19 protein-coding genes are annotated in these 22,683 nt (G+C 67.7%); 13 read left to right on the top strand and 6 right to left on the bottom strand.

All coding sequences use genetic code 11. The annotated features are described in order from the left end of the window. Positions 1-129 precede the first annotated feature (129 nt). The 3 genes from OG371_RS23550 (at position 130) to OG371_RS23540 (ending at position 1,567) form a co-directional block, all read left to right on the top strand. Entirely contained in the window at positions 130-393 is a 264-nt protein-coding gene (locus tag OG371_RS23550; protein WP_329072636.1) for a DUF397 domain-containing protein, read from the top strand. A 95-nt stretch (positions 394-488) separates the two neighbouring features. Continuing rightward, positions 489-1,163 carry a DddA-like double-stranded DNA deaminase toxin gene (locus OG371_RS23545; protein ID WP_329072634.1) on the top strand — a complete coding sequence of 225 codons (675 nt, stop codon included), beginning with the start codon at positions 489-491 and terminating at the stop codon, positions 1,161-1,163. After that, positions 1,160-1,567, top strand: coding sequence for an Imm1 family immunity protein (locus OG371_RS23540; protein WP_091629146.1), 408 nt, complete (start codon positions 1,160-1,162; stop codon positions 1,565-1,567). The genes OG371_RS23545 and OG371_RS23540 overlap by 4 nt, the downstream gene beginning before the upstream one ends. Positions 1,568-1,703: 136 nt before the next feature. Here OG371_RS23540 and OG371_RS23535 read toward each other — a convergent pair whose 3' ends face one another. Together OG371_RS23535 and OG371_RS23530 are read right to left on the bottom strand one after the other, a co-directional pair. Continuing rightward, positions 1,704-1,925, bottom strand: a complete 222-nt coding sequence (locus OG371_RS23535; protein WP_091629145.1) for a DUF397 domain-containing protein — start codon at positions 1,923-1,925, stop codon at positions 1,704-1,706. Further along, positions 1,922-2,812 (bottom strand): helix-turn-helix domain-containing protein, encoded by an 891-nt coding sequence (locus tag OG371_RS23530; RefSeq protein WP_329072630.1) that lies wholly within the window; start codon positions 2,810-2,812, stop codon positions 1,922-1,924. Before OG371_RS23530 ends, OG371_RS23535 begins: the two co-directional genes overlap by 4 nt. Positions 2,813-3,084: 272 nt before the next feature. Here OG371_RS23530 and OG371_RS23525 point away from each other — a divergent pair, with 272 nt between their 5' ends. Then, positions 3,085-3,606 (top strand): hypothetical protein, encoded by a 522-nt coding sequence (locus OG371_RS23525; RefSeq protein ID WP_329072628.1) that lies wholly within the window; start codon positions 3,085-3,087, stop codon positions 3,604-3,606. A 418-nt stretch (positions 3,607-4,024) separates the two neighbouring features. Here OG371_RS23525 and OG371_RS23520 read toward each other — a convergent pair whose 3' ends face one another. Beyond that, on the bottom strand, positions 4,025-4,324 hold the full coding sequence (locus OG371_RS23520) for a hypothetical protein (RefSeq protein ID WP_329072626.1): 300 nt from the start codon (positions 4,322-4,324) through the stop codon (positions 4,025-4,027). 17 nt (positions 4,325-4,341) lie between these two features. Here OG371_RS23520 and OG371_RS23515 point away from each other — a divergent pair, with 17 nt between their 5' ends. The 9 genes from OG371_RS23515 (at position 4,342) to OG371_RS23475 (ending at position 11,225) form a co-directional block, all read left to right on the top strand. Beyond that, positions 4,342-5,223, top strand: coding sequence for a hypothetical protein (locus tag OG371_RS23515; protein ID WP_329072624.1), 882 nt, complete (start codon positions 4,342-4,344; stop codon positions 5,221-5,223). Beyond that, positions 5,216-5,950, top strand: coding sequence for a helix-turn-helix domain-containing protein (locus OG371_RS23510; protein WP_329072622.1), 735 nt, complete (start codon positions 5,216-5,218; stop codon positions 5,948-5,950). Before OG371_RS23515 ends, OG371_RS23510 begins: the two co-directional genes overlap by 8 nt. Positions 5,951-6,611: 661 nt before the next feature. Beyond that, on the top strand, positions 6,612-7,208 hold the full coding sequence (locus OG371_RS23505) for an HAD family hydrolase (protein WP_329072620.1): 597 nt from the start codon (positions 6,612-6,614) through the stop codon (positions 7,206-7,208). 349 nt (positions 7,209-7,557) lie between these two features. Beyond that, entirely contained in the window at positions 7,558-8,115 is a 558-nt protein-coding gene (locus OG371_RS23500; RefSeq protein WP_329072618.1) for a hypothetical protein, read from the top strand. Between the two features lie 180 nt (positions 8,116-8,295). After that, on the top strand, positions 8,296-8,457 hold the full coding sequence (locus OG371_RS23495) for a hypothetical protein (RefSeq protein WP_329072616.1): 162 nt from the start codon (positions 8,296-8,298) through the stop codon (positions 8,455-8,457). An 81-nt stretch (positions 8,458-8,538) separates the two neighbouring features. Then, the gene (locus OG371_RS23490) at positions 8,539-8,721 is read left to right on the top strand and encodes a hypothetical protein (protein ID WP_329072614.1); all 183 of its coding nucleotides are present in this window, start codon (positions 8,539-8,541) and stop codon (positions 8,719-8,721) included. Between the two features lie 338 nt (positions 8,722-9,059). Further along, positions 9,060-9,473 carry a trypsin-like serine protease gene (locus OG371_RS23485; RefSeq protein ID WP_329072612.1) on the top strand — a complete coding sequence of 138 codons (414 nt, stop codon included), beginning with the start codon at positions 9,060-9,062 and terminating at the stop codon, positions 9,471-9,473. Next, the gene (locus OG371_RS23480; protein ID WP_329072609.1) at positions 9,470-9,964 is read left to right on the top strand and encodes a S1 family peptidase; all 495 of its coding nucleotides are present in this window, start codon (positions 9,470-9,472) and stop codon (positions 9,962-9,964) included. Before OG371_RS23485 ends, OG371_RS23480 begins: the two co-directional genes overlap by 4 nt. 328 nt (positions 9,965-10,292) lie before the next feature. Continuing rightward, entirely contained in the window at positions 10,293-11,225 is a 933-nt protein-coding gene (locus OG371_RS23475; protein WP_329072607.1) for a phosphotransferase family protein, read from the top strand. A 316-nt stretch (positions 11,226-11,541) separates the two neighbouring features. Here OG371_RS23475 and OG371_RS23470 read toward each other — a convergent pair whose 3' ends face one another. The 3 genes from OG371_RS23470 to OG371_RS23460 all read right to left on the bottom strand — a co-directional run bounded on the left by OG371_RS23470 (position 11,542) and on the right by OG371_RS23460 (position 22,262). Continuing rightward, positions 11,542-12,255, bottom strand: coding sequence for an ESX secretion-associated protein EspG (locus OG371_RS23470; protein WP_329072605.1), 714 nt, complete (start codon positions 12,253-12,255; stop codon positions 11,542-11,544). 246 nt (positions 12,256-12,501) lie between these two features. After that, positions 12,502-12,792: a DUF6881 domain-containing protein gene (locus OG371_RS23465; RefSeq protein WP_329072603.1), complete on the bottom strand. Its 291-nt coding sequence runs from the start codon at positions 12,790-12,792 to the stop codon at positions 12,502-12,504. After that, complete coding sequence (locus tag OG371_RS23460) at positions 12,789-22,262, bottom strand: HYD1 signature containing ADP-ribosyltransferase family protein (protein WP_329072601.1); 9,474 nt, start codon at positions 22,260-22,262, stop codon at positions 12,789-12,791. The genes OG371_RS23465 and OG371_RS23460 overlap by 4 nt, the downstream gene beginning before the upstream one ends. Positions 22,263-22,683 lie beyond the last annotated feature (421 nt).

Raw genomic sequence — 22,683 nt, 5'->3', positions numbered from 1 at the left:
CGTGCGCTGAGCCCGCCCTCCTTTGCAGGAAACTGCTTCACGTCACTTCGTCGTGCTCTTCGGCCAGTGGGACGAGATCGCCGACGTGGGCTCGTTCGTCGGTCGTAGTCATGTTCTACGGTGACGTTCATGAGTACTCCGCCGGCCGATGACAAGGCCCACGTTCGGCACGAACTGGACCTCGATCAGGTCGAGTGGCGTTCGACGGCCCCAGCGGATGCGGGTGACGTCGAGGATTGGGCCGAGTACGCGTTCGTGCCACACAGCGACGGAGTCACCTACGTAGCGCTGCGGCAGTCGAGGACGGTCGGGGTCACGCTCGTGTTCACGCCTTCGGAGTGGGACGCGTTCGTGAAAGGCGTTCGGGATGGGGAGTTCGACTTGCCCGGGTGACAGCAGGGCCGGCAGAAGCTGTTCGGAGGGGCTCGATGGCGGGGGTTGGAGCGGAGGTTGTCGATCCCGTCAGCGGGACGGTCGAGAAGGTCAACGTGGCGACGAAGCACCTCACGAGCGCGGGGGAGCCGCTGGCCGAGTTCCAACGCCTGCTCGAGCTGGCAGCGCAGGGCACCGCCGCCGATGAGGTCGGCCAGGCGATGGGGCTGGCGGCGGAGGCAGCGCAGGCGATCCCCGGGATCATGGGCTTGCTAAGCCGGGTCTCGGCGGACCTCGCGGCGTATGCGGCCGGGCTTGCCGGGGATTCCGCCGCGACCACCACTCCGCGCGTTGAGCCGAAGCCGCCGGCGCCTTCAGTTCCGCCGGGGCCGCGGAACGAGCCGGAGCACGTGAGGAAAGCCCGGCAGGAGGTGGCGCCGCCGGTGCAGCCGAGGAGCGGGCAGAAGACCCACGGCCGCTGGGCCGCGGGCGACGGAGCTGCTGGCATGCAGGCCATCGTGAGCAGGCAGGACGAGTACCAGTTGGCTGGCCTCGGTATCGCGAACGGCGCGGTGGCCGCGCATGTGGAGACGAAGATCGCGGCGCACATGGCGGCGAACAGCCTCACCGACGTCACCTTGACGATCAACAACGTGCCGTGCAAAGGGCCCTGGAGCTGCGACAAGGTGATCCCCGCGCTTCTACCGGAGGAGTCGGCCCTGACCGTCTATGGTGAGTCTCCGGCAGGTACGCGGATCATCAAGCGCTACACCGGAGGGGCGACGCTGTGAAGCTCGAAGCGTGGTGGGACGAGGACGCGGACGAGGGGACGATCGTGGAGACACCGGCCGAGCTGGATGCCGTGCTCGACGCGGTGGCTGCGCTCGACGGCCCGGCACTGGTTCAGTTCTACGACGCGGACGAGCCGAAGCAGGTCGAGTTCGCAGTGGGGCTCAACGGGGATCGCGGCGTCCTGCGCTACGCCGGGCTGGACGACATGGGCGGCTCCACCAGCAGGGCCACGAAGCAGCGGTTCACTGCTCCCGAGGGTGGCGTCCTGTACTACTGCATGTCCGCCGACACCGAGTTTCCTGATGACGCGGAAATCCCCGCTGCGGATGCCAGGGAGGCTGCCCACGAGTTCCTACGGATCGGCGGAACCCGACCCACCGGCGTCGCCTGGCAGGACGCCTAAGCACGTGGACTCCAACCAGGACAACGCACCCCGGCGCACCGACTGGGCTTGGAGAAGCCAGCGCCAGGCGGCCCGATCGCAGCAAGGGGCGGGTCCCCGGGCTTACGTTGGGACCCGCCCCTAGTCGGTGCGTCGGCTACTCGGCGGGAGGGACCTGGATCTTCGACGCGATAGCCAGGAGCTGTGTCCAGGCCTCGGCCGGAAGGTAGAAGGACCCTCCCTCAGGGTCTTTGCTGTCGCGCACGTGGGCGCCAGCCTTACCGAAACCGACTTCGACACAGTTCGTGGTGGCAGAGTCGTTCCCGGAGTAGCTGCTCGTGATCCACGCCTCAGGTGCGTCGTGCGTGGGGTTGCTCATCTGGTTTCCAGTACCTCAATCTGTCGGCGGATGAACTTGATCGTCTCGTCGGGTGACAAGGCGATCGCCCCTTCGTCGGGCGACTCCGGGACACGTGCGGCGTCCTCGTGCAATTTGGCAAACCGCAGCACGTCCTCCTCATTCTCCACCAGGTCAGCGCCCGCCTGGTACTCGAAGTACGCCCAAGACGGCTGCCCTTCTTCGTAGTCGACGATCGTGAGGCCGCCGGTGGCGGCGCCGTAGTCGCCAGCCTCCTTGGGCACGGCCTGAACGGTGACGTTGTCCCAATCCTCAGCCACATGCAGGACGTGTCGGAGTTGCGGCAGCATCACAGCCGGGCCACCGACGAGCCTGGTCAGGCAAATCTCGTCGAGAACGGCGTGATAGAAGATCGGATTCGGGTCAGCCGGGTCGAGACGTCGCTGCCGGGATTTCCGAACCTCGAAGGTCTTGTCGTCACGTCGCGACGGATCGTGGAGCGTCTGAGCCAGGGCCCTCATGTAGCCCTCGGTCTGAAGCATTCCCGGCAAGAGGTTCGTGGCGATCTCGCGAAACCCTTTGGCGACGAACGTCTCCTGAACAAGGCGGCGGAACGCCGGAGATGCACCCTTGGGCAGCCGGACCGGCTTCGGTTCGTCCTTCGTCGCCTGGTAGAGCGCCCAGGCTTCCAAAACGACCGAGTCGCCTTCTTCGGTGTGGCCGTACAAGGCGAGGAGCATCTTGATCACCGGCCAGGTCAAGCGCAGCGTACCCAGCTCGTAGCGACTCACAGTCGACGGCGATTGATCAAGATGCCTGCCGACCTGCTCTGCGATGAGCGGGACGGCTTCGCGCTTCTTCCTCAGAAACGCACCCAGGCGGCGCGTTGCTCGGGTTGCGGTCGGCATGGCCCGGAGCATAGCGCTTGCGCTAATTCGCGCACGTGCGCACTTTTATATTGCGTAGCGCACGTGCGCGGGTCTATCGTGCGTTGTGTTGGCTTGATGACAGGCGGTAGGCGGGTGGCGTCCATGGCAACCGCCACTCGCCGGTCCCGAGCCAGCCGAAGGCAGGCGGGTGCCGCCTCATCCCTCGATGGCGTCCCCGCCTGCCTGGCCACGACAACGGATTCGCGGAGACGCAGCTGAGTTCGGCGCCGCCGCTTTGAGGGGTTGATCGCATGCAACGTTCGTTCGGGGATTCCCTCGCTGCGTGGGAGCCGGGCATCGTCGCCGGTTTGGCGGTGGCTGCGCTGGTTGTCATCGGCGCCGGCTGGCTCCTGCGTAGGCAGTTCAAGGCGCGCCGGTCTGCTCTGGTGGCTACGGCGGCGGGCTCGCTCTACCTGACGGTGGCACAGCTGCAGGCCCGGCAGGCTCGTGACCACCTCGAATGGCAACTGCAGCGGGAAGCCGCCTTCCGGCAGGAGTTCTGTGCGAGGGCGGAGGAGTCCGCCAGGCGGCGCGCCGCCGAGGAGGACGCGCGGCTGGTGGCTTCGGTGTCTGCGGAGGATTGGCCCACCGTGGAGGACGAGAACGCGAACGCGGTGACCACCGGATTCGCGGTCATCGCCGACACGGCGCCAGAACCTGAGCCGATCTCTGTGTGGGGTATTCCGGAGCAGCGGCGCCCGTCGCGTAACCGGCCCTACCGGGGCCTGCGCCCACGGCCCAGGCCTGTGTCGAGCGCGAAGTCGGTGGCGTGAGCATGTCCGTCGTGGGACCCCACGGTCACGGTCCGGCGGGTCGCCAGCGTGCCGGTCACCCAGAAGCGCGCTGCGGGCGCCGAACGCTGAACTCCCGTGGCCGCGCCGGTTATCCGCCCGCCGGTACGGGCGAGGCGATGAGGGTCGATACCGGTGTTGCGGACGCCGTGATCAGCCACCCCGGCGCGCGTGCTGGCACGCAGGCGCCACCGGGGATCCCTGGTGGCGGGCGGACGAGGTTGAGCCCGACGGCTGACGCACCCCGGATCTGCGGAGTTGCGCGCCCAGGCACCCTCGTTCGCCTGCCGCCCATCAGCGGCGGCGGAGGTGGCAGCGCCCCGACCTGCCACCTCCGCCGCCTTCCATTCCCTCGATGAGGTGTTCCGACATGACCAGCAAAGCCGATCGCTTATGGACCTCACGCTGCACCTGCGCGGGTGACGCGCATGAACACGAGGTCACCGATGAGGCATTTCAGGCGGCCCGGGAGCAAGGCGTCCCGGTGATCGCGGTGTGCGGGCACCAGGTCGAGATGTCTCTCACCACCACGGCACCCGGACCCGCCTGCCGGGCCTGCCGGCTGATCGCGCGTCAGTCCCCAGCCGCGCAACGCGAGGTTCAACAGCTTGTCCTGGTGCCTGTCCGGCGGGTGCGGGCCCCGCAGCATCGGCAAACGCAGCGGCATTGCCGCCTCCGCCTTCGCCGCGATCCACGACACGCCGGGAGGGCGTCACGATGAGCACCGACGAGCCGAGGCCGGCGGAGACCGCCGCGGACGTGCCGAAGCCGCTGTTGCCGGAGCGGATGGTGTCCGACCAGGAATACCGCGCCTATCACGCGAAGACCTTCGATCAGCCGGAACGGCTGGCCGCGGATCTCGCGCTGTGGCAGGTGATGAGGACGCGACCGGGCTGGCGAGCCGGATACGTCGGCGAGCACGGCGGGGACGTCTGGACCTACGACCTGTCCTTCGGTGGCCGGCATCTGCTGGTGCACGATCTGCTGGACAAGGGCCTGGTGACGCTGCGGGTCGGCATCCAGCCCGACCGGTCAGTCCGCATCGGCCACTGCGGTGTCCACACCGGCTGCGCGCAGCATGCCGTCCGGGAAGACTGGTGTCCGGTGGACGCCCCGAAGCTGCCGGATCTGCTCGACGCGGCCGAGCGGACGGCCCGGGAGATCGATCGGGACGCGGTGGCCGGATGCCTGGTCTGGGGCGAGTGCGGCATGTGGGGCACCGAGCGGTTCTGGTGGGGCGAATTCGGCGAGCCCGACGCCACCCTCGGCGCAGCGGCGGACCCGGAAGCGGACTACGCGGCCGAGACGACGGCGATGAACGAACTGGCGGCGGCGGGCTTCCAGCTCGTGCACGCCGATGGCCCCGTTGACGCGCCGGAGCGGCTGACCTACGTGCGCACTGCGGGTGAGCGCGCGGACTTCGTGTATCTCGCGCTCAACGAGGGCGCCTACTCGATGGCCGCGCGCTACCCCCTTGAGGCCGCGCCCACGACGTTCGCCGAGGCTTCGGGCGAACACGTGCCGCCTGCCGAGGAGACGGCGAAACCTGGGTCCATTGTGGACGTGATCGCCGAGGTTCTGGGGTGGTCTCGTGGCTGAGGCGACGGTGGTTCCCGATCTCGGCTGGGCGGTGGCGAACATGGAGTTCCGTCACATTGAGCATGACCCGATCTTGGGCCCGCTGCTGGAGCAGCTCCTGCTGCGGTGTGTGGAGGCCGCGATGACGCGCAGCGCCATCTCGGCCCGGTTCGGATTCCCGATCGGGGGCATCCGCCGGGTCCTGCGCCGGGCCGACGCCGACGGTGTGCCGGACCGGGCATCCGCTGCCAGGCAGAGGAAACGCGGCCGCGGGAAGCGGGGTGCCACGCCCGTCTCGGAGGAAACGCTGGAGCAGTTCGCCGCAGGCATCGGCGATGCCCTGCGCCAGGAACGGCAGAAGCATGGCTGGACACGCCAGATCATGAACGGCAGGCTGCGCCTGGACCGCTCGGTGCAGAAGCTGGCGAGCCACGAGCGAGGCACTCGGGCGATGTCGGTGTGCCAGTTCGCCGAGTACTGCGCAGTACTCGGCGTCCAACCCGGCGAGATCTTCGATCGCGTGTACCAGGACGTCTTCGGGCAGCCGGATGACACGGTGATCGTGGACCTGGCCGTGCTGGCCGGGTGCGAGCAGCCGCAGCTTGCCCGGTGGGCGACGCTGCGGTTGGCCGAACCGGAAGCATCGGACACGGGGCTGGCGACGCTTCCCCGATCCGCGCAGGACGCGCTGGCCGTGGTGTGCGGGGTCGAGCTGCCGCAGCTGCTCGACATCCTGAGCGCTGCGTGATGCCCGGCCAGCCGGGCCGGCACTCGCCGACGTTCGAGCAATGCCCCGCGCTGGCCTCGTTCCTGCTCCGCCGCGTCGTCATCATGCACAAAGTCCCTGTAGGACAAATGCGGCTACTGCGCTGGAACCGCATGTGGATCGGGCTGAGCAGCTGCGCCGTCATGTGCTTCCCGCGGCGGGCGCTGCCTCAGCGATACGAGTTCACGTGGTGTCCACGCTGCTTCTCCCCCGGCGGCCCGGGAGTACAGCAGCGGGCACATGTCCAGCCGGCCCGGCCGTCACGAGGAAGGGGCCTCGGGCGATGAACGACTGGTTCCGCGTTTCCGCGCAAACGCCACTGTTCCCCGCTATGCCGCCGACCGAAATCCCTGGCTGGGCACGCCTACCCAGTTCCGTGCCGCCCCGCCGAAATCCCCGGCCGAGCAGCCGATCGTGCTCGGTGCGCTGTTCTACCGGCCACGCCACCGGCCGCTGCATGAATGGACGGCGGCACAGATGCCCGACCCCGTGGCCGCGTGGCCCACCCACGACGACCTGAATGACCATGAACACCAACGATTTTCGACGAACAGGAGCATGTGTGGGGAACAAGGTCCAACTGATCACGGTCGATATCGGCAGAACCCTCGGGGCATTCACCGGAGTGTCCACTAAGGACAGGTTGGCGGAGTTGGCGCCGTCGCACGTCATCGGACCGGACCGGATCGCCGAGACGGTGCGGTCCCTGCTGCACCGCGCCCCGGTGCTCACCGACGAGCTGATCGAACGGGTGTGCCAGCGGCTGCTGATCTCACCGGCGGACTTCCCTGCCGAATCAACGTGGCACCGCGGATACACGCCCTACCACGACACCGCCCAGGCGTTGTGGATGCTGAACGAGATAGCCGCGGTGGTAGCGCTGTCGAACATGGCCGTCACCGGCGGGCCGCAACGGGTCGCGGCGGTGAACGCGGCCCATCCGGGTGTGCTGGCCAAGGTGTACACGAGCTTCCAGCTCGGTGGCGCGAAGCCAGAGCCGTGGCTGTGGCAGATCGTCGCGGCGAACCACCGCGCCGACATCGGGGCCGTGATCCACATCGGCGACCGGCTCGACGCCGACGTCAGCGGCGCCCTCTCCGCCGGGGCACGCGTCATCCACATCCACCGACCCGGCGACGAACCAGCGCACTACCCGAAGGGCAACGACCAGCGGGTGGCGACGGTGCCGAGCCTGCTTGACGCGGTCCCTGTCGTGGTGGCCTGGGCCCGGCGCAGGTGAGGACCAGCATGGCGATCGCGTGGCGTGTCCCCGCCGATGACCCCTGGTCGCCCGCTCACGCGTCGAACGTCGGCGATTCCGACGACCTTCCCCACCTGATGTGCGGGAAGTTCACCTGCGCTGCACGCCTGCTAGTGCGGTGCCCGCCCGAGCGAACCATGTTCGGCTGCGTGGCGGCCGTCCGCTACGCCAAGCACGGTGTCGTTGCGGCCTCGCCGGCGCCGCGTTCTCCGCATCGGATCCCCTCCGCTGATGGTGGCCCTGATCGCCGTCCCGGCGTACGGCCTGGTGATGTGGTGGCCCCGGGGCTGCTCCTTCGCCTACGCACCTGCCGGCGTCGGCGGCGTCCATGCTGAACGAGCGCGACGACCACAGCGTCTGGCAGGCGGCGCACAACGCTGCTCTCCGAGGCTGGCCGATCACCCCCGCCACGCACCCCGAGCTGGATACCGGAGGCAGGTGGATGGGCCACCCCCATGCCGTCGGACTGACGCCGTTGTCGCCGGCCTGGTGGCGGGAACCCGTCTGGACCGTGGCCGAAGTCGACGCATGGTGGCAGCAAGCACCGTACGGGGTGCTTCTGGTGTGCGGATACGGAATCGACGCGATGGAGATACCGGAGACGGTGTTCGCCGCCCAGACCGCCCGGCTGCTCGGTCCAGTGGTGGCGGCATCAGGTCGCAGGATTGTCCTGACCTCGCCTGTGGATCGTGAGCAGCACGCAACACCCCTTCCACCGGGATGCCGCTGGATCACCGGGGCGAGCTGGATACCCCTGCCGCCAGCCCGGATCACGTCGCGCGTCTCAGCCGCCTGGAAACAGCCACCTTCACGGTTTCCCGTGATCCCCGACGCCGGAAAAGTGATGTACACAGTCCGCACCTGCTTCGATAGTACGTCGAAATAAGTGAGGAGGTACCATGAAAAGTAGGTCTCGCATGCAAGAAATGAAGCAGAATTTGCGCATACTCTGGGCCTGGATGCGCGGGAAAAATGGATCGTTCGCGCCGCCGTAGCCCTAGGCGTTGCGCCGCCCGCCGCGAAGGCTGCGCTGACAGCAACTGGTCATGACGTTGGGTGAGCACCTGTGAGCATCGCCGATTCCGCCGAGAAATTACGACCTGCCCACCATTCGATGGTTTCGGCGGCGCACCAAACTTCATTGACCAGCGTCACGGCCGAACAGGCAGCCGGGGAGGTACCGGTCGACGACACAATGGCACTCGCCGATCGTAAAGTCATGCCGTAAAGGAAGGTTCTTATGCTACGCGGACAAAAACCCCACAGTGCCGTGGACTGCACCACTTTCAGGGGTCGCGACTGCGCACAGGTGTTCGCCGACGCGGCCGAGTGGCTGGCCGACCCGGAGCAGGCCGACATTCAGGTGTGGGGCGTTGACCTCGACCAGCCCCGCCGTGCCGCTTGCGAGTCCGACGACGCGGACGTCTACCTCGAGCTGTTCTCCAAGTGTTCCCATGACGAAGCCCGCAGCACGCAGGAGCAAGCCGGATGACCACGGCGACTACCCCAGGTCACGCCGGAAGCGAATCGCGCTGTTCAGGACACTCGCCGGCGCGTTCCGCGGGGCTGCATCCGCGGACGGATCACCGGATCCCCGCAGTCGAGCGCCGTTGTCCCGAAAGGACTGCGTGGCGCCATGTCGGATTTCACCGCTGGAGCAGGAGACGTCCACATCGCTGCACCATGTCGCCGAACGCGGTGACGCCGGCAAGTAGCGCAGCCGTCTGACAATGCCCTTCGCTCACCCTGGACGCAGGCCTCCCGCGACCAGGCTGCATAAATCCATTGTAGACAACCGACCATGTTGTTTTCAGACGGGAAGACTAGTCCGTGAACAGAAAGATTCTGTCGTCCGCAGCAGCCGTGACGGCGAGCATCGCCGCCGCGCTGACCGCTCCCGCCGGGACGGCCGTCGCCGACACACCGCCGCCGGTCGCACCGAGGATCATCGGCGGTCACCCGGCCGCGACCGCGCCGCCGGGCATCACCTCGCTGCAGTACGACGCACCCGCGTACGGCGAGAAGTACATCGACTACCACACCTGCGGCGCGGCCCTGGTGTTCCGGGGCTGGGTGGTCACCGCCGCGCACTGTGTCACCGACCCGCCCGCGGGCGCGGCGGCCAGGTCGTCCGCGATCCAGCGGTTCACCGCCGACGCGGCACCGATCCCGACCGCGGACAACATTTCCACGTCCGGGTCGGCAGCCTCGACCGGCTCTCCGGCGGGGACACCGCGACCGTGACCAAGATCGTGGTCCACCCGGGCTGGAACTGGGCCCGGGGCGCGCCGAAGAAGCAGGTCTTCGACATCGCCATGCTCCAGCTCGACCACCTGCTCCAGCAACCGACCGTGCAGCTCGCCCGCAACACCGCCCGGCGCAGCAGCACGATCAGCCTCTACGGCTGGGGCGTGACCGAGCCCGACAGCACCTCCACCGGGCTGCCCTTGCGGCTGCAGCAGCTCGACACCCGCGTCACCGCGCCCTCGCGCTGCGCCGACATCGGTCTATCCGCCGGCGAGATCTGCACCGACAATCCCTCCAGCACCGACGGCAGCTGTTACGGGGACTCCGGCGGACCGGCCCTCGCCACGATCGACGGTGTGCCCCAGCTCGTCGGCAGCGCCAGCCGCACCGCCAACGAGTTCTGCGGCACCGCGCCGGCCGTCTACACCAGTTCCCCGGACTTCCGGGACTGGATCTACCACGTCGCCCGTACCGGCAGCGCGACCTGACCCACAACTCGGGGTGCCGCGCCACCTAGTGCATGACGCGGCACCCCGAGCTCACCAGAACACGACAGCACCGTCCGGAACACCAACGCCAGTGCGCCCACCTCCACCAGCAGCCCACCGGCCACCACTCCACGACGGCCGACGCGAGGCGTCCTCTGGATCGAGGACCAACACCGCACCCACCGGCCGGTTCGCGAGCTGGACCGGGGACATGCCGACACCGAACGGTCCGGCGCACACGCGACCAACCGGGCCTGGGCCGCTCTCGCCGGCACCGAGCGCGTTCTGCTCGGAGGTAGCAGAACCTTCCGTCTCTCGAGGAGAATCCTTGCCGCAGCAACCGATTGCCAACGTCCTACTCGCCGAGCTGCGCGCCCGTCACCGCCGCGACCCCCGCGAACTCGACCACGATCTGCCAGGCCTTGGGCTGCGGCGGTTGTCCGGCGGTCGCAACAACTGGGTATTCGGATGGGATGACAGCCCCGGTGACCCCGTCTGCCTGAAGCTCTACCGCGCTGACCGGGGTGACCGCGCGAGGGCCGAGTATGCGGCGCTGCGCCACCTCGCCTCCCACGGGCACACGTTCGCGCCACGTCCTTTGTGGCACGCACCCGACGACTCCCTGCCCGCGGTCGCCATGACCCTCATACCCGGAAGGCCAATCCCCACGCTCGCGCAGCCTGCTCAGCTCCTGCCGTCAATCGTCGAGGTCCAGCAGCTCCTTCGCGCGTCGCCGCTCGGGCCGTTTGCCCGTGAGGCTCGCGGCGGCTCCGCCACCTCCATCCTGAACCGAATCGCCGCCTGGTCCACACAGTTGGAACACGATTCCCGGGACCCGCGCAGCAAGGACCTGCAACGCCTGCTGGCAACCTGGCGCACACGAGCCGACGGCAGCATCCTCGCCGAGCCAGCACCGCCGGTCCTGTCCCGCGGGGACTCCAACCTCGACAAGTGGCACTACCACGACACCGGCGTCTACCTCCTCGACTGGGAGCTCACCGGCCACAGCGACACCGCCTACGACACCGCCGGCCTCGTCGAACATCCCAGCGCCCGCGCCATCGACGACCACACCTGGGCCCAATACCTGCCCGCCCTCGGCATCGACACTCCACTGGCCCGCCGCCGTTTCCTCGCCGCGCAACGCACCATCGCGCTGCACCGGCTCGCGGTGCTCTGGACAAACCGCGACACCCTCTCCGCCGATACGGAGTACCAGGCGATGCGCGTCCGAGACCTCTGCACCAGCGACTTCACCTGAGCAACCGCCACAACCGACACAACTGTCGCCGCATCCGCGTGAGTCACACCATCGAGCCGAGAAAGGGCAACGATCGTACGGAGCGGCTGCTGGTCCGCGCGAGGCCCTCACTGCGCCGCGGCTGATACCGAACTCGTCGCCGGCCACCACCGCCAAAGCATGCCCAGCTCCGAACCAGGGCCTCGACGGCGGCCCGTCAGGCGCGTCACCACCGAAGCCGACGCTCACGAACCGGCCGCATGTCGGCACGCGAGCACATGTCGCTGCGACGGCGGCCAGGGTGGACCTTCCCGCTCGAGACCCGATGTTCCGGAGGTTAGTCGCTGGTGAGCCCGGCGGTGGTGTTATTGATCGTCACCACCATCTCCCGGGGGGTGCCCGAGGTCATCACGATGTCGTCACCTGCGGTGGTGTAGTTGAGCACCCGGCCGCGCCGGACGAGGTCGATCGCGGTGATCGGGCTGGACCGCATCCGCTGCCCGTCGATGCGGCGGGCGGCATAGATCTGGTGAACCGCGTCCCTCGGGGCAGCCAGCACCTCGGCGAGATCGTCGCAATCGCTGATGCCGGCGGGCTCGGCCAGCGGATCACTCGGCAAGGTGTCCGGGTTGCCCCACTGATCCCCGGTGATGGTCACTGGCCGCACCCTCGCGCCGGGCACCGAAGGCAACGAGTCCACCAGGGTGGTTGCCAGCCACCGTGCGGAGATCGGCTCGACGATCACCACAGCACGATCAGCGACGACCCGTACCGCGTCGTCGCCGCTAGCGGCGAGCAGCACCGCCCCGTGCGAGCGGTCGCGATACTGGCCGAACACATACAGCTCATGCGCCGCACCTGCGATCAACGTCAGGGTGTTGATCCACAATGGATTGAGCCGGGCACGTGCCAGCCCGTGGTCCCGAAGCAGGTCCATGGTGGAGCGGTGCAGCTCGTGGGTGCCATCGTCGTCGGACCAGATGTCGCGTCCAGTGCCGATCACCACGTGCGGGTCAGGAAGATCGACCATCGAACATGTCAGGCGGTCCATTTGCGTGAGTCTTGTGTGTGGTAACTCAATTCTCTCAACAAATGGGCCGTCGCATCATTTCAAGACGCCGAAATCACGACAAACTCCCCGCGTGAATAACCCTCCTCGGCAGTCGACACGCTTCGAAACTGAACTAAAACCGCCCTTCCGGCACGTAAAATTCCATGGTGGAAAGTTCTCCACCCCAAGAGCAGGGCGGTCCACGGCAGGACACGGCTCATGGCTCCCACCATAACCATCACATCCCTACCATGACCTACTCCGCCTTGCGTCGGCCCAGGCTGCCTCGAACTCCTCCGCCTTGATAACGACGGGAGTGAACTCGACCTGCGCGGCGATCTCGGCGAGTTCAGGCATCCGTGCCTCCGACAGCATCGTCCTCCCTGTCGCCGCCGATCGATCAGCCCAATCCGCACGACCGTCACGGTAGACCTCGACCTTGCGAATCTCCCAGCCATCATCGTCGATCTCACTGAGTAAGTCGACGGGTTCTTCGACCAGGTTGTGATGCCAGGCGACCCGTAGGTAGTGCGTCATCCGTTGCCTCCCCAGCTCACGATCCGACCAGTCAGATCAAGTGGTCCGTCGTTAGGGACCACAAACACGTTGTCCCGACCCTGCACGACCTCCAACCCTGAAACGTCGATCTCAATATAGTGCGAGAACCTTGATCCCTGGAAAGGCTGTCCGATGAACGATCGCGACAGCTGAGCGTTCGTCCGCGTGCCCGGTACGATGTTGGACAAGTACTGGCCATCGCCGTAGCGTGCGTCGGCTGGATTGAGAGCCTTCAACGAAGGCATCAGCTTACCGCTGTCCAGGATGCCCCGCTGGCCGGCCTCGTTCGTATAGTGGAACAGCGTCCGATGAGGTGAACTCGCGCTGACGTAACTGTCGTCAGGACCCGGGACGCCGGCAGCCCAACTACCCGGGCCGTCTGGCTGGACTTGTGGATCATAAATTTTGGACGTTTCGTCGGGATTTGGGGTAGCGACGAGGTCAGTGGTGATCGGCTCATCAGCGGCGCCGGTACCCGGAGTTTTAGTGCCAGGCTGGTTCGCTGGCGCACTCTGCCCCGAAGGGCGTGCATTGATAGGGGTCTTGTAGATGTTGTCTTCGCCGTTGGGTTTCCTGGGTGCCGCAGATCTATTGGCCGGTTCGTCGCAGCTTCCCGCAGAAAAAGGGAAGAAGAACTCCATAGGATCGTAAAATTCGATCGGAAGATCTGGATTTTCGTAATGAATGTCAGGAAGTTTCGGAAACGGCGAACTACTCGGCGGCGGCTGGTAAGCCGGGTAATTGACCGTCGGGTCGTTGGCGTGGTTGTATTCCCAGTTTCGGTTCGGGGGGTAGTAGGTAAAGGAGGGGTTGTCGCCGGGCGTGGGGGCGTGCCCGTGCGACCTGCCGGGAGAGGTTCGGTGCCGCGGTGCCGGATGTGCGCGCGGGTGTGGGGTGCAGGAGTTGTTACCGGTGGGGTCGAGGTTGTCGAGGGGGTCGTCGTCGCCGTAGGCGTACTGGTTGGCGGTGACGGCGGGGCCGTCGAGGGCGAGTTGGGTGTCTTTGCTGGTGAAGGTGGCGGTGCTGGGGTCGTACCAGCGGGAGGCGGTGGCGACGTCGCCGGTGGTCGGGCTCGTCCAGCCGCCCTGATAGCCCAGGCCGTAACTGGTACCGGTTTGGGCGGTGGGCTGACCGTACGGGTCATAGCTGGTGGATCCGTCGAGGGTGGTGCCAGCGGCGGTGAAGGTGGCGCTGAGGTCTCCGTGTGCGTCGGTGAAGGCGAGCGCAGTTTGGTTTCCGCCGGCCACGGCGAAGAGTGATCCGTCGGGGCCCCGGCTGTAACTGTGGGTGCCGTCGCCGGTGAGGGTGGGGCTGGTGCCGTCGTAGGTGAAAGTGTTGGGGCCGCTGGTGAGCATGCGACCGAGGGCGTCGTGGGTGTAGTTGTTGGTGCCGTCGGAGGCGAGCTGGTTGTAGGCGTCGTAGCTGTAGCTGGTGGTGGCGTTGCCGGTGGTGGTGCTGGAGAGGGTGCCGCGGGCGGTGTAGCTGTAGGTTGTGCCGCCTTGGCTGACGAGCTGGTTGCGGGCGTTGTAGGTGGCGGTGGTGCTGCCGTTCTGGTTGCGGTTCCCCGCGTCGTCGTAGCCGTAGATCGTGGTGGCGCCGCTGGTGGTGGCGGAGGTGAGGCGGCCGGATTGGTCGTAGCCGTAGGTGCTGCTGGCCGCGCCGGCGAGTCCGGTGGTGGTCTGGCTCGTGGTGTGCCCGGCCGGGTCGTGGCCGTAGGTGATGGAGGCTTCGGTCGCACCGCCGGGCGCGGCGAGCGTCTGGCTGGTGAGCTGGTGCTGGGTGTTGTAGATGTTGGTTTGGCTGGCGGTTCCGGTGCCGTAGGAGATGCCGGTGAGCTCGTCGAGCGAGTCATACGAGTACGTCGCGGTGGCAGAGGTCAGTGGGTCAGTGTCGGTTTTCAGCCGGCCGGCATCGTCGTAGGTGAACGACGCGGTGCCGGCTTTGTCGGTGCGGGTCGCCAGCTGGCCGTTGCTGTTGTACCCGGACTCGCTTGCGCCGCCGGGACCGGTCGCGGTCAGCACGCTGCCGCGGTCGTCGTAGGTGAAGTTCTCGTCCCCGCCCGGCGCGCTGGTCGAGGTGAGCCGGCCGGCGCCGTCGTAACCGAAGTGGCGGTCGGCGGTGGAAGCGGGGGTACCGGTGCCGGTTTCGGTGCTGGGGCGATCGAGCGGGTCGTAGCCGATGGTGGTGGTGACGCCGCCGGGCTGGGTTTCAGTCACGGGCAGGCTGGCGGCGTTGTAGGCGAGGGTGGTGGTGCTGTCGGCAGGAGTGGTGTAGCCCTCGACGTGCGGGGCGGTCGTCGATTCCCGTAGCCCCAGGGTGTTGTAGGTGAAGGTGGTGGCGTTGCCGGCGCCGTCGGTGGAGCGGGTGGTGTGGCCGGCGGCGTCATGGCCGTAGCTGGTGGTGATGGACGTGCTGGTCGTGACGGGGTCGATGCGGGAGGTGAGGATGTTGAGGGCGTCGTGGGTGTAGGTGGTGGTGGCCTGGTTGGGGTCGGTGCTGGTGGCGAGGTTGCCGGCCGGGTCGTAGGTGCCGCTGGTCGCGGCCAGCGTTTTTCCGTCGGGGTCGAGCTGTGCGGTGCCGAGGTGGCGGCCGGCGGGGTCGAAGGTCGCGGTGGTGGCGGACCCGTCCGGGAGTGTGGTCTGGGTGATGTTGCCGTCGGCGTCGTAGGTGGTGCGGGTGGTGTGGTCGAGGGGGTCGGTGGTGGAGGTCAGCTGGCCGAGCTTGTCGTAGCCCAGCTGGGTTTTCTGCCCGCCGGGAGTGGTGACCGACAAGGGCTGGCCGAGTGGGTCGGGGCTGGTGGTTTGGGTGGGCTCGTAGGTGTAGGTGGTGGTGTCGGCGGCGGGGGTGGGTTGGCGGACCAGCGCGGTGGTGGTGAGGGTCTGGCCGAGTTCGTCGTAGGTGGCTTGGGTTTGCGCACCGGTCGGGTCGGTGGCCGAGAGCTGTTCGCCGTCGGTGTCGTAGGTGGCGTGCGAGATCGGGGCGGTGCCGTCGACCGCAGGCTGGGTGGTGGTGACGCGGTGGTTGAGCTGGTCGCTGGTGTAGGTGGTGGTGTGGCCGAGCGGGTCGGTGGTGGAGGCGGGCTGCCCGAGAGGGGTGTAGGTGTAGGTCGTCAGCGGGGTGATCGACGTCGTGGAGCCGGGTGGTGTGTAGGCGGGTTGGGAGACGCCGAGCAGTTCGGAGTCCGCGTCGTAGGTGTTGGTGGTGATGTTGCCATCGGGGTCGGAGGCGGTGGTCTGATCGCCGAAGGTGTTGTAGCCGTACTCGGTGATCGGGTGAACCGCGGTCGCCGTGCCGCCGTTGGTTTCGGTGTTCACGGTCGGGCCGGTGAGCGTCATGACCCGGCCGGCGGGGTCGTGGGTGTAACGGGTGGTGAAGGCGGCGGGGTCGGCTCCGGTGACGGTGCCGCGCGGGTCGGTGGTGGCGGTCAGGGCGCCGCGCTCGTCGTAGGTGGCGGTGGTGGTGAGGGTTGTGGCGCCGTTGTGCACGGTCGTGGAGGTGCGGTCGCCGAGGCTGTCGTAGCCGTAGTCGGTTTCCTCGTTCACGCTGCCGTTGGCGACCGTCGTCGTCGATACCTGAGCGTTCGCGTCATACGTGAATGTCGTGACGTGGCCGTCGGCGTCGGTGCTGGTGGTGACCCGGCCGGCCGGGTCGTAGGTCTTCGTGGCCGCCCCGGCTGCCGACGACAGGTCGAACTGCGAGGTGGGGTGCCCGGCCGGGTCGTACAACGCGGTGGCCACGCTGACCGGGACCTGTGTGCCGTGGCCGTCGTGGTAGTTCGTCAGGACAGCGGACAGCGGCCGGCCGGTGTTGTCGTAGGTGTAGCGGGTGGTCCGGCCCATCGCGTCGGTGTCGGACGCGGGCAGCCCGTCCGGGTCGTAGGCGCGGGAATCCAGCACGAGGTTCGTGGCGGCGATCGGGTTGTTCGGGTCGCCGGTCCAGTTCGTCAGGGTCGTGCCGGTGTGGTGGCCGTCGGCGTCGTAGCTGTCGGTGTAGGTGTTGCCGGCCGGGTCGGTGGTGCTGGTGCGGTGGCCGTAGCTGTCGTAGCCGTAGCTGGTCTGCCGCGTGGCCGGGTCGGTGGTCGTGGCGAGCTGGTCGTGGGGGTTGTAGGTGTTGGTGGTGGTGCGGGTGGGGTCGCCGCCGGTGGTGTCGGCGGTGGCCTGGGTGAGGAGGTTGCTGTCGGCGTCGTAGGTGTAGCTCGTCTGCCGGGTGTGGGTGGTGCCGGTGACCGCGTCGGTGGCGGCGGGCCCGGTTTGCGTGCTCAGCCGGTTCTGGTTGTCCCACGCGTAGCCGGTGGTGACGCCATTCGGGAACGTGTCCGAGGTCTGCGTGCTGGTCAGCTTGCGGCCGAGAGCGTCGAACGTGCTGGTGGTGGACAGCCCGGACGGCGCGAGCACGCCGGCGGAGTCGCCCGCGTCGGTGTAGCTGTAGGTGGTGATGTGTCCGAGCGGATCCTTTTGGGTGGCCAGGAGTCCGGCGGGTTCGGTACCGCCGCCGACGGCGGGTTCGGTGCCGGCGGTGTAGGCGTTGATGGTGGCCGACCCGGCGGGATCGGTCGTGGTCAGCAGCGCACCGGCGGGGTTGTAGGTGTAGCTGGTGCGGTAGGTGGCGTCGCTCGGGCCGGCGGAGTCGGCGGTGAGTGTGGTCAGCGGTTCGTCGTTGCGCGGGTCGGTGACCGCGTAGGTGTCGGCGGCGGGGTAGGTGGCGTAGCTGGTCGCGGTGGCGCCGCTGGAATCGCCGGTGGTGCGGGACAGGACGTTGCCGCGCGGGTCGTGGGTGACGGTGACGTAGTTGCTGTCGGGATAGGTCGTGGTGTTGGCGAACCCGTTGGTGTCAAAGGTGTAGTGCGTGGTGTTGCCCAGCCCGTCGGTCGCGGCGATCAGCCTCGAGCCGTTGTGCGGGTCGTACCGGTAGGACAGCTGGTGGCTGCCGGGGTCGGTGACGGTGGCGGTGGTGGCCGGGGTGGGGCTGGAGTTCGCGGTCTGCGCCGCGGCGTAGAGCCCGCTGACGGGGCCGGCGGTCAGGGGCGTGTTGTAGAAGGCGACGTCGGCGACCGAGCCGGTGAAGTGGCCGGCCGGGTTTGCCCCGGCGTTGTTCGCCGGAGCGCCGCTGCCCCAGGGGCCGGAGCCGATGGTGGCGGTCTGCAGGCCGGGCGCGTTGATGATCGGAGCGGTCGCCGTGGCCGTGGCGGCGCCGTCCAGGAATTCGGTTTGGGAGATGCTGTTCTGGGCGAAGTCCGCAGTCTGGGAGACCACGACGTAGTGCCATTTGCCGTCGGTGACGGCGCCCGGGCTGTTGAGGTAGCCGCTGCCGTACCAGGTGTACAGCTTGCCGTCGGTGCCGATGTAGAGCAGCGCATTGCCGCCCCAGCCGGTGATCACTCCGCCTGCGGTGGAGGATTTGAACCACAGGCCGAGCGATTTGCCGCCCACCGTCCAGGCGGTGCTCTGCACCGGAATCGTCAGGCTGGAAGTGGTGCCGTTGAACGAGACCGCGGTGTCACCGGTGGTCGGCATCGGACCCGGCAGCCCGAGAGTGACCCCTGCGTAGACGCCGTCGCCGTCGGCGGTCGCGCTGATCGCGCTCGTCGGGTTCTGGTTGACCGCCTGGGTTCCGGTGGTGTCGGTCAAGGGCCAGAAATCGGTGGGGTTGCTGGCATAGACCGCGCCGCGGTATTGCGCCGACGATCCGCTGGAGCTCGGCGGCGCGAGCGTCCACGCGCCGCCGTACTGGTCGGTGACCTGGGTGGCGCGGTCGAGGACGTTGTCGTAGACGACCCGGGCGTGGGTGTTGCCGGCCGGGGTGGTGATGGACGTGAGCTCCGCGGTGGATTGAGCTCCGGCCGCGTACTGCTGCATGACCGCGGGGGCGCCGAGGGGGTGGGTGTAGAAGGCGACATCGGCGATGTTGCCGGTGAAGTGGCTCCACCCGGCGGCGGGCCCGTTCACCCACGGGTTGCTGTTGACGTAGCCCGCGCCGACGAAGTTCATCGGGTCGGTGTTGGACAGGTTCCCGGCGCGGGTGCCGACGAGCACGCCGTCGAGATACATCGCCTGGGTGTCCCCCTGGCCGACCAGGGTCACCTGGTGCCACGCCGAATCGTTCACCTTGTTCGCCGACACGATCGGAGCGACGCTGCCGGTCCAGAACTGGCCGTAGAGCTTGCCGTCGGTGCCGACGTAGAGCATGGGCATCGCGCCCTGGTTCGGGTTCGCGGCACCGATCGCGCTGTGCCCGGTGGACAGCAGCACCCCGGCCGGGCCGTTCGGCGTGGTCTGGAACCACAGCTGGGTGCTCGCATAGGTCGCCGACGCGACGAGATTGTTGGGCAGCTGCAGCGATCCGGCGCCGTTGAACCAACTCGAGGCGCTCGGCGAGCCCGGGTGCGGGGTCGAATCACTCGGCGACACCGTGGTGAACGCCCCGTTGTCGGCGCCGAGGTTCGCGCTGACCTCGTCGACCGCGGTCGTGCCGCTCGAGGCCTGGTTCAGGCGCCAATAGGCATACGGCTGGGCATCGAGCACCGTGGAGCGGTAATGCGACCCGGGAGCCGGGCCGGTGGTGTAGGAGTAGCCGGTGCACGCGGTGCTCGAGGTGGGCGGGCAGACCGTGGTCAGGGTGCTGCCGCCGTAGGTGTAGGTCCAAGTCAGCGGCGACCCGCCGGCGGTGGCGGGGTCGGTGCTGACCGTCGCGACATGCCCACCCGACCACGTGAAGTGCAGCGCCCGGTTGCCGCCGACGTCGGTCACGGTCGCGAGGTTGCCGCTCGCGTCGTAGGCCAGCGTCTGGGTGCGGCTGGCCGCATCGGTGATGGAGGTCAGCCGCCAGGTCGCGCCGACCTGGTGCGCGAAGGCGTAGGTGGAGCCACCCCGCGCGGTCAGGGTGTAGCCGCCGCCCGAGAGCGCGCCGAAGGTGGCGTACGTGCCCTGCGGCGGGGTGTAGGTGGTGCCATCCGGGTTGAGTCCGAACCGGACGGTATGGCCGTCAGGGTAGGTGGCCACGACATTGCCGGAGCCGTCCGCGTCCGGGCTCGCGACCATGTCGTACACAGTGGACCAGCCGGTGCCGAAGAGGCCGGTGCGCGGATCGAGCGAGTTATAGGACCGGATGATCGCCAGCGCGGGACCGGCAGTGGCGACGCTGGCGTCGGTGGCACTGTTGGTGTAGTCCCCGACGCCGGGGTCGAAGTTCTGCTTGCCCGTGTTCGCGCCTATGTGGGCCGTGATCAGCGGCTGTGGGACCGCTGTGGAGAAGTACGCCGGCGTCGACCATGCCGAGGATCCCACGGTGTCGTTGTCCGACACCGTCCAGTAGTAGGACTGGTTCCAGGCGAGTTTCCCGGTCGGTACACGGTAATTGCCGCTTGTCTGAGCCCCCGAATCCACCACCAGCGCCGGGGTTCCCCCGCCGGCGGGCACCGAGTAGACGCGGAAGTCGAAGGTGATGCCCTTGCCCGGGTAGTTGTCCGGGTCGTGCCCGGTGACGAACAGCTGCGGTTGCAGCGTCGAGAGCACCGCGTTGGACGGTGGGCTGGCCGTGTCGATCTGCGGTGGGGTGTTCGCCGAGTTGATCAGCTCACAGGGCGAGTCCACGCCATAGCTGATGTTGAAGGACGTGGTGCCGTTGAACATGTCCCAGCACAGGTAGTACTGGCCTGGCGTGACCGGGCCGATGGTGCCGGTCATCGTGATCCGCTGGTTCGGCGCCACCGATCCCGGCAGATTCGTCCACGGATCGGGCGGATTGGTGATGTGCAGGTTGTTCCAGTTCAGGTCGTACAGCTGGTACCACAAGTGATTATTGGCGGTTGTCCATGTGCTGGTGCCGAGGTTCGTGACGGTGACCTGCTGCGACCCGCTCGCGGTCCCGGTCGGCTGCACGTAGTTCACCGGTGCGCTGTAGGAGGCGCCGTACGGGCTGTAGGTGATCGACAAATACGGCGGATTCGGGGAGTTCACGCTGTCGAACTTTTTCCACCCGTAAGTGTCGTGGCTGTCCGCGGTGACGGCCAGGCCATGGTTGGCCCCGCCGTGTGTCCACGACTCGATCAGTTTCGTGCCCTCGGCGGTAGGATTGTCACCCAGGTCGATCGACACCCACGCAGGCCCGGGGCAACCGCTGTCGTGGCCGACCGCCAGGTCCCTGTTGCCGATCGCGCCGCCGATCGACACCCACGGGTAGGTTTTCTGCCCACCGACCGACCAGCCCGAGGTAATCGGCGAGACATACACCGGACGCGCCTGGCACGAATACGACCAGATCTCGTCCAAATTCAGCGTCGCAGCCTTGATGTAGTTGTTGTTCAAGCCGCTGACATCGAATCCCAGGTACGAGTTCGCAACGTGCGCCCCGCCGTCGTAGGTGCCGGCATCGAGTTCGGCGCTACCGCTGTAGTCGTTGTTGAATGGCGACATCACATAGGTCGACCCGCCGGCTTGCTGGTTCCCGACTGACGGATCCACCTGCACGGGAAAAACTCGGGATGCGTCGTGCAGCCACGCCGAATCGAGACTCACCTGCAGCGCCGGCCGGCCACCGACGGTCGTCAGGGAGTACGTGACTCCGGTGGAGAACACGCCCTCGTCGGAGCGGGGGTCGATGTTCGAGTCCCGCATGAACCCGTGCGCGATCGTGCCCACCACCGCACCGGCCGCATTGGTGAACACGACGCTGCCGTCGCTGCCCAGCGACGGCGTCACCCCGGACAGCGTCAGCGGGAACACCCACGTATCCGACGCATCCGGGCTGGCGAGCGTCAAGGTCTCCTTGGCCCCGCCACTCGCGGTGGCCACGTAGCTGAGGTCGGCGTGCGCCGCCACCCCCGGGTACGTGATCGTGGAACCCGACGCGAGCCCCGTGGTGTGTGCCGCGCCCTGCAACCCGAACGCAATACTCTGCCCCGGGCCCACCGGCACCGATGCCAAGGCCGGATCGTCGGCCGTCGCGGCGAACGTCGTCGAGGCCGAATCGGCCTTCTCCCCCCACCGTCCATTGTCGCCTTGGGCCAGAGCGGTGTTGATGTCCGCCCAGTTGCCGGTCGTGGTGCGGTAGTGGACCGGCCGCGGATAGACCTTCGCGGTCTGCGTCCCATCCGAATTCTTGAACACCGACCTCGTCGCCGTCCGGTCGGCAACGATCTCGTCCCCCACCGCAGCAGGCGCACTGCGCGGCCCCGACGCTGCCGGCTGGGCGTTCGCCGGCGTGCTCACATTGGACAGACGAGAATCCGGCGACGCCGTGTGCGTGTCCGCCGCCGCCGCCGCACCTGCAGGCGTCGCCGGCGAAGCGCCCTTCTTCGTCGAACCCAGCGCCGAACCCGCGGCATCTGACGCCCCCGCCGCCGAGCCCGACCGCTGCTGCGGCGTCAGCGGCGACGATGGCGCCGGCGAAGCCCACGCCGACTGGCCCCCCACCGAGACGACCATGACGACGGCGACCACCAGCGACAGCACACGCCACCCGAACGGCCTGCCGACGCCTCGATCAGGTCTCGCCCAGCGCCCCGGAATAGCCATCGGCCCGCCCCTCCACCCACGGGCCGCTCCCTCATGGAGTTGCACCCGGAACGGATCTCACACGGCCACACCACCAGGAGCAACTGTGATCGAGATCACGGTAATGGTCGGTGATTTATCGGCGATTAGAAACGCTTCGTTGCTGCAGTAATTAGCCGGGTTAGGGCCATTCGACGTAGTGCAATCCGGACCATCCGCCGTAATCCGGATTCTGTCGAATCAATGGGATTCAACCGGATGTACCAAGCGACATGGCTTCTCGCAGCCCGCCACGGCCATTACCGTTCAGATCCGGCACGACCGCGCGACAAGCCTCCCGTGTCACCACTCACGGAAGGCCTCCTCCATTGGTAAATAA

It is taken from the genome of Amycolatopsis sp. NBC_01480 (assembly GCF_036227205.1).
GTDB lineage: Bacteria > Actinomycetota > Actinomycetes > Mycobacteriales > Pseudonocardiaceae > Amycolatopsis.
Note: the sequence above shows the minus strand (reverse complement) of the source record. Positions and strands in the feature narration are given on the sequence as shown.

Excerpts from the sequence above, each read along its gene's own strand:
- OG371_RS23465 (WP_329072603.1), bottom strand. The coding sequence starts at position 12,792 with ATGACGCACTACCTACGGGTCGCCTGGCATCACAACCTGGTCGAAGAA.
- OG371_RS23535 (WP_091629145.1), bottom strand. The coding sequence starts at position 1,925 with ATGAGCAACCCCACGCACGACGCACCTGAGGCGTGGATCACGAGCAGC.
- OG371_RS23530 (WP_329072630.1), bottom strand. The coding sequence starts at position 2,812 with ATGCCGACCGCAACCCGAGCAACGCGCCGCCTGGGTGCGTTTCTGAGG.
- OG371_RS23500 (WP_329072618.1), top strand. The coding sequence starts at position 7,558 with ATGCTGAACGAGCGCGACGACCACAGCGTCTGGCAGGCGGCGCACAAC.
- OG371_RS23525 (WP_329072628.1), top strand. The coding sequence starts at position 3,085 with ATGCAACGTTCGTTCGGGGATTCCCTCGCTGCGTGGGAGCCGGGCATC.
- OG371_RS23515 (WP_329072624.1), top strand. The coding sequence starts at position 4,342 with ATGAGCACCGACGAGCCGAGGCCGGCGGAGACCGCCGCGGACGTGCCG.
- OG371_RS23550 (WP_329072636.1), top strand. The coding sequence starts at position 130 with ATGAGTACTCCGCCGGCCGATGACAAGGCCCACGTTCGGCACGAACTG.
- OG371_RS23470 (WP_329072605.1), bottom strand. The coding sequence starts at position 12,255 with ATGGACCGCCTGACATGTTCGATGGTCGATCTTCCTGACCCGCACGTG.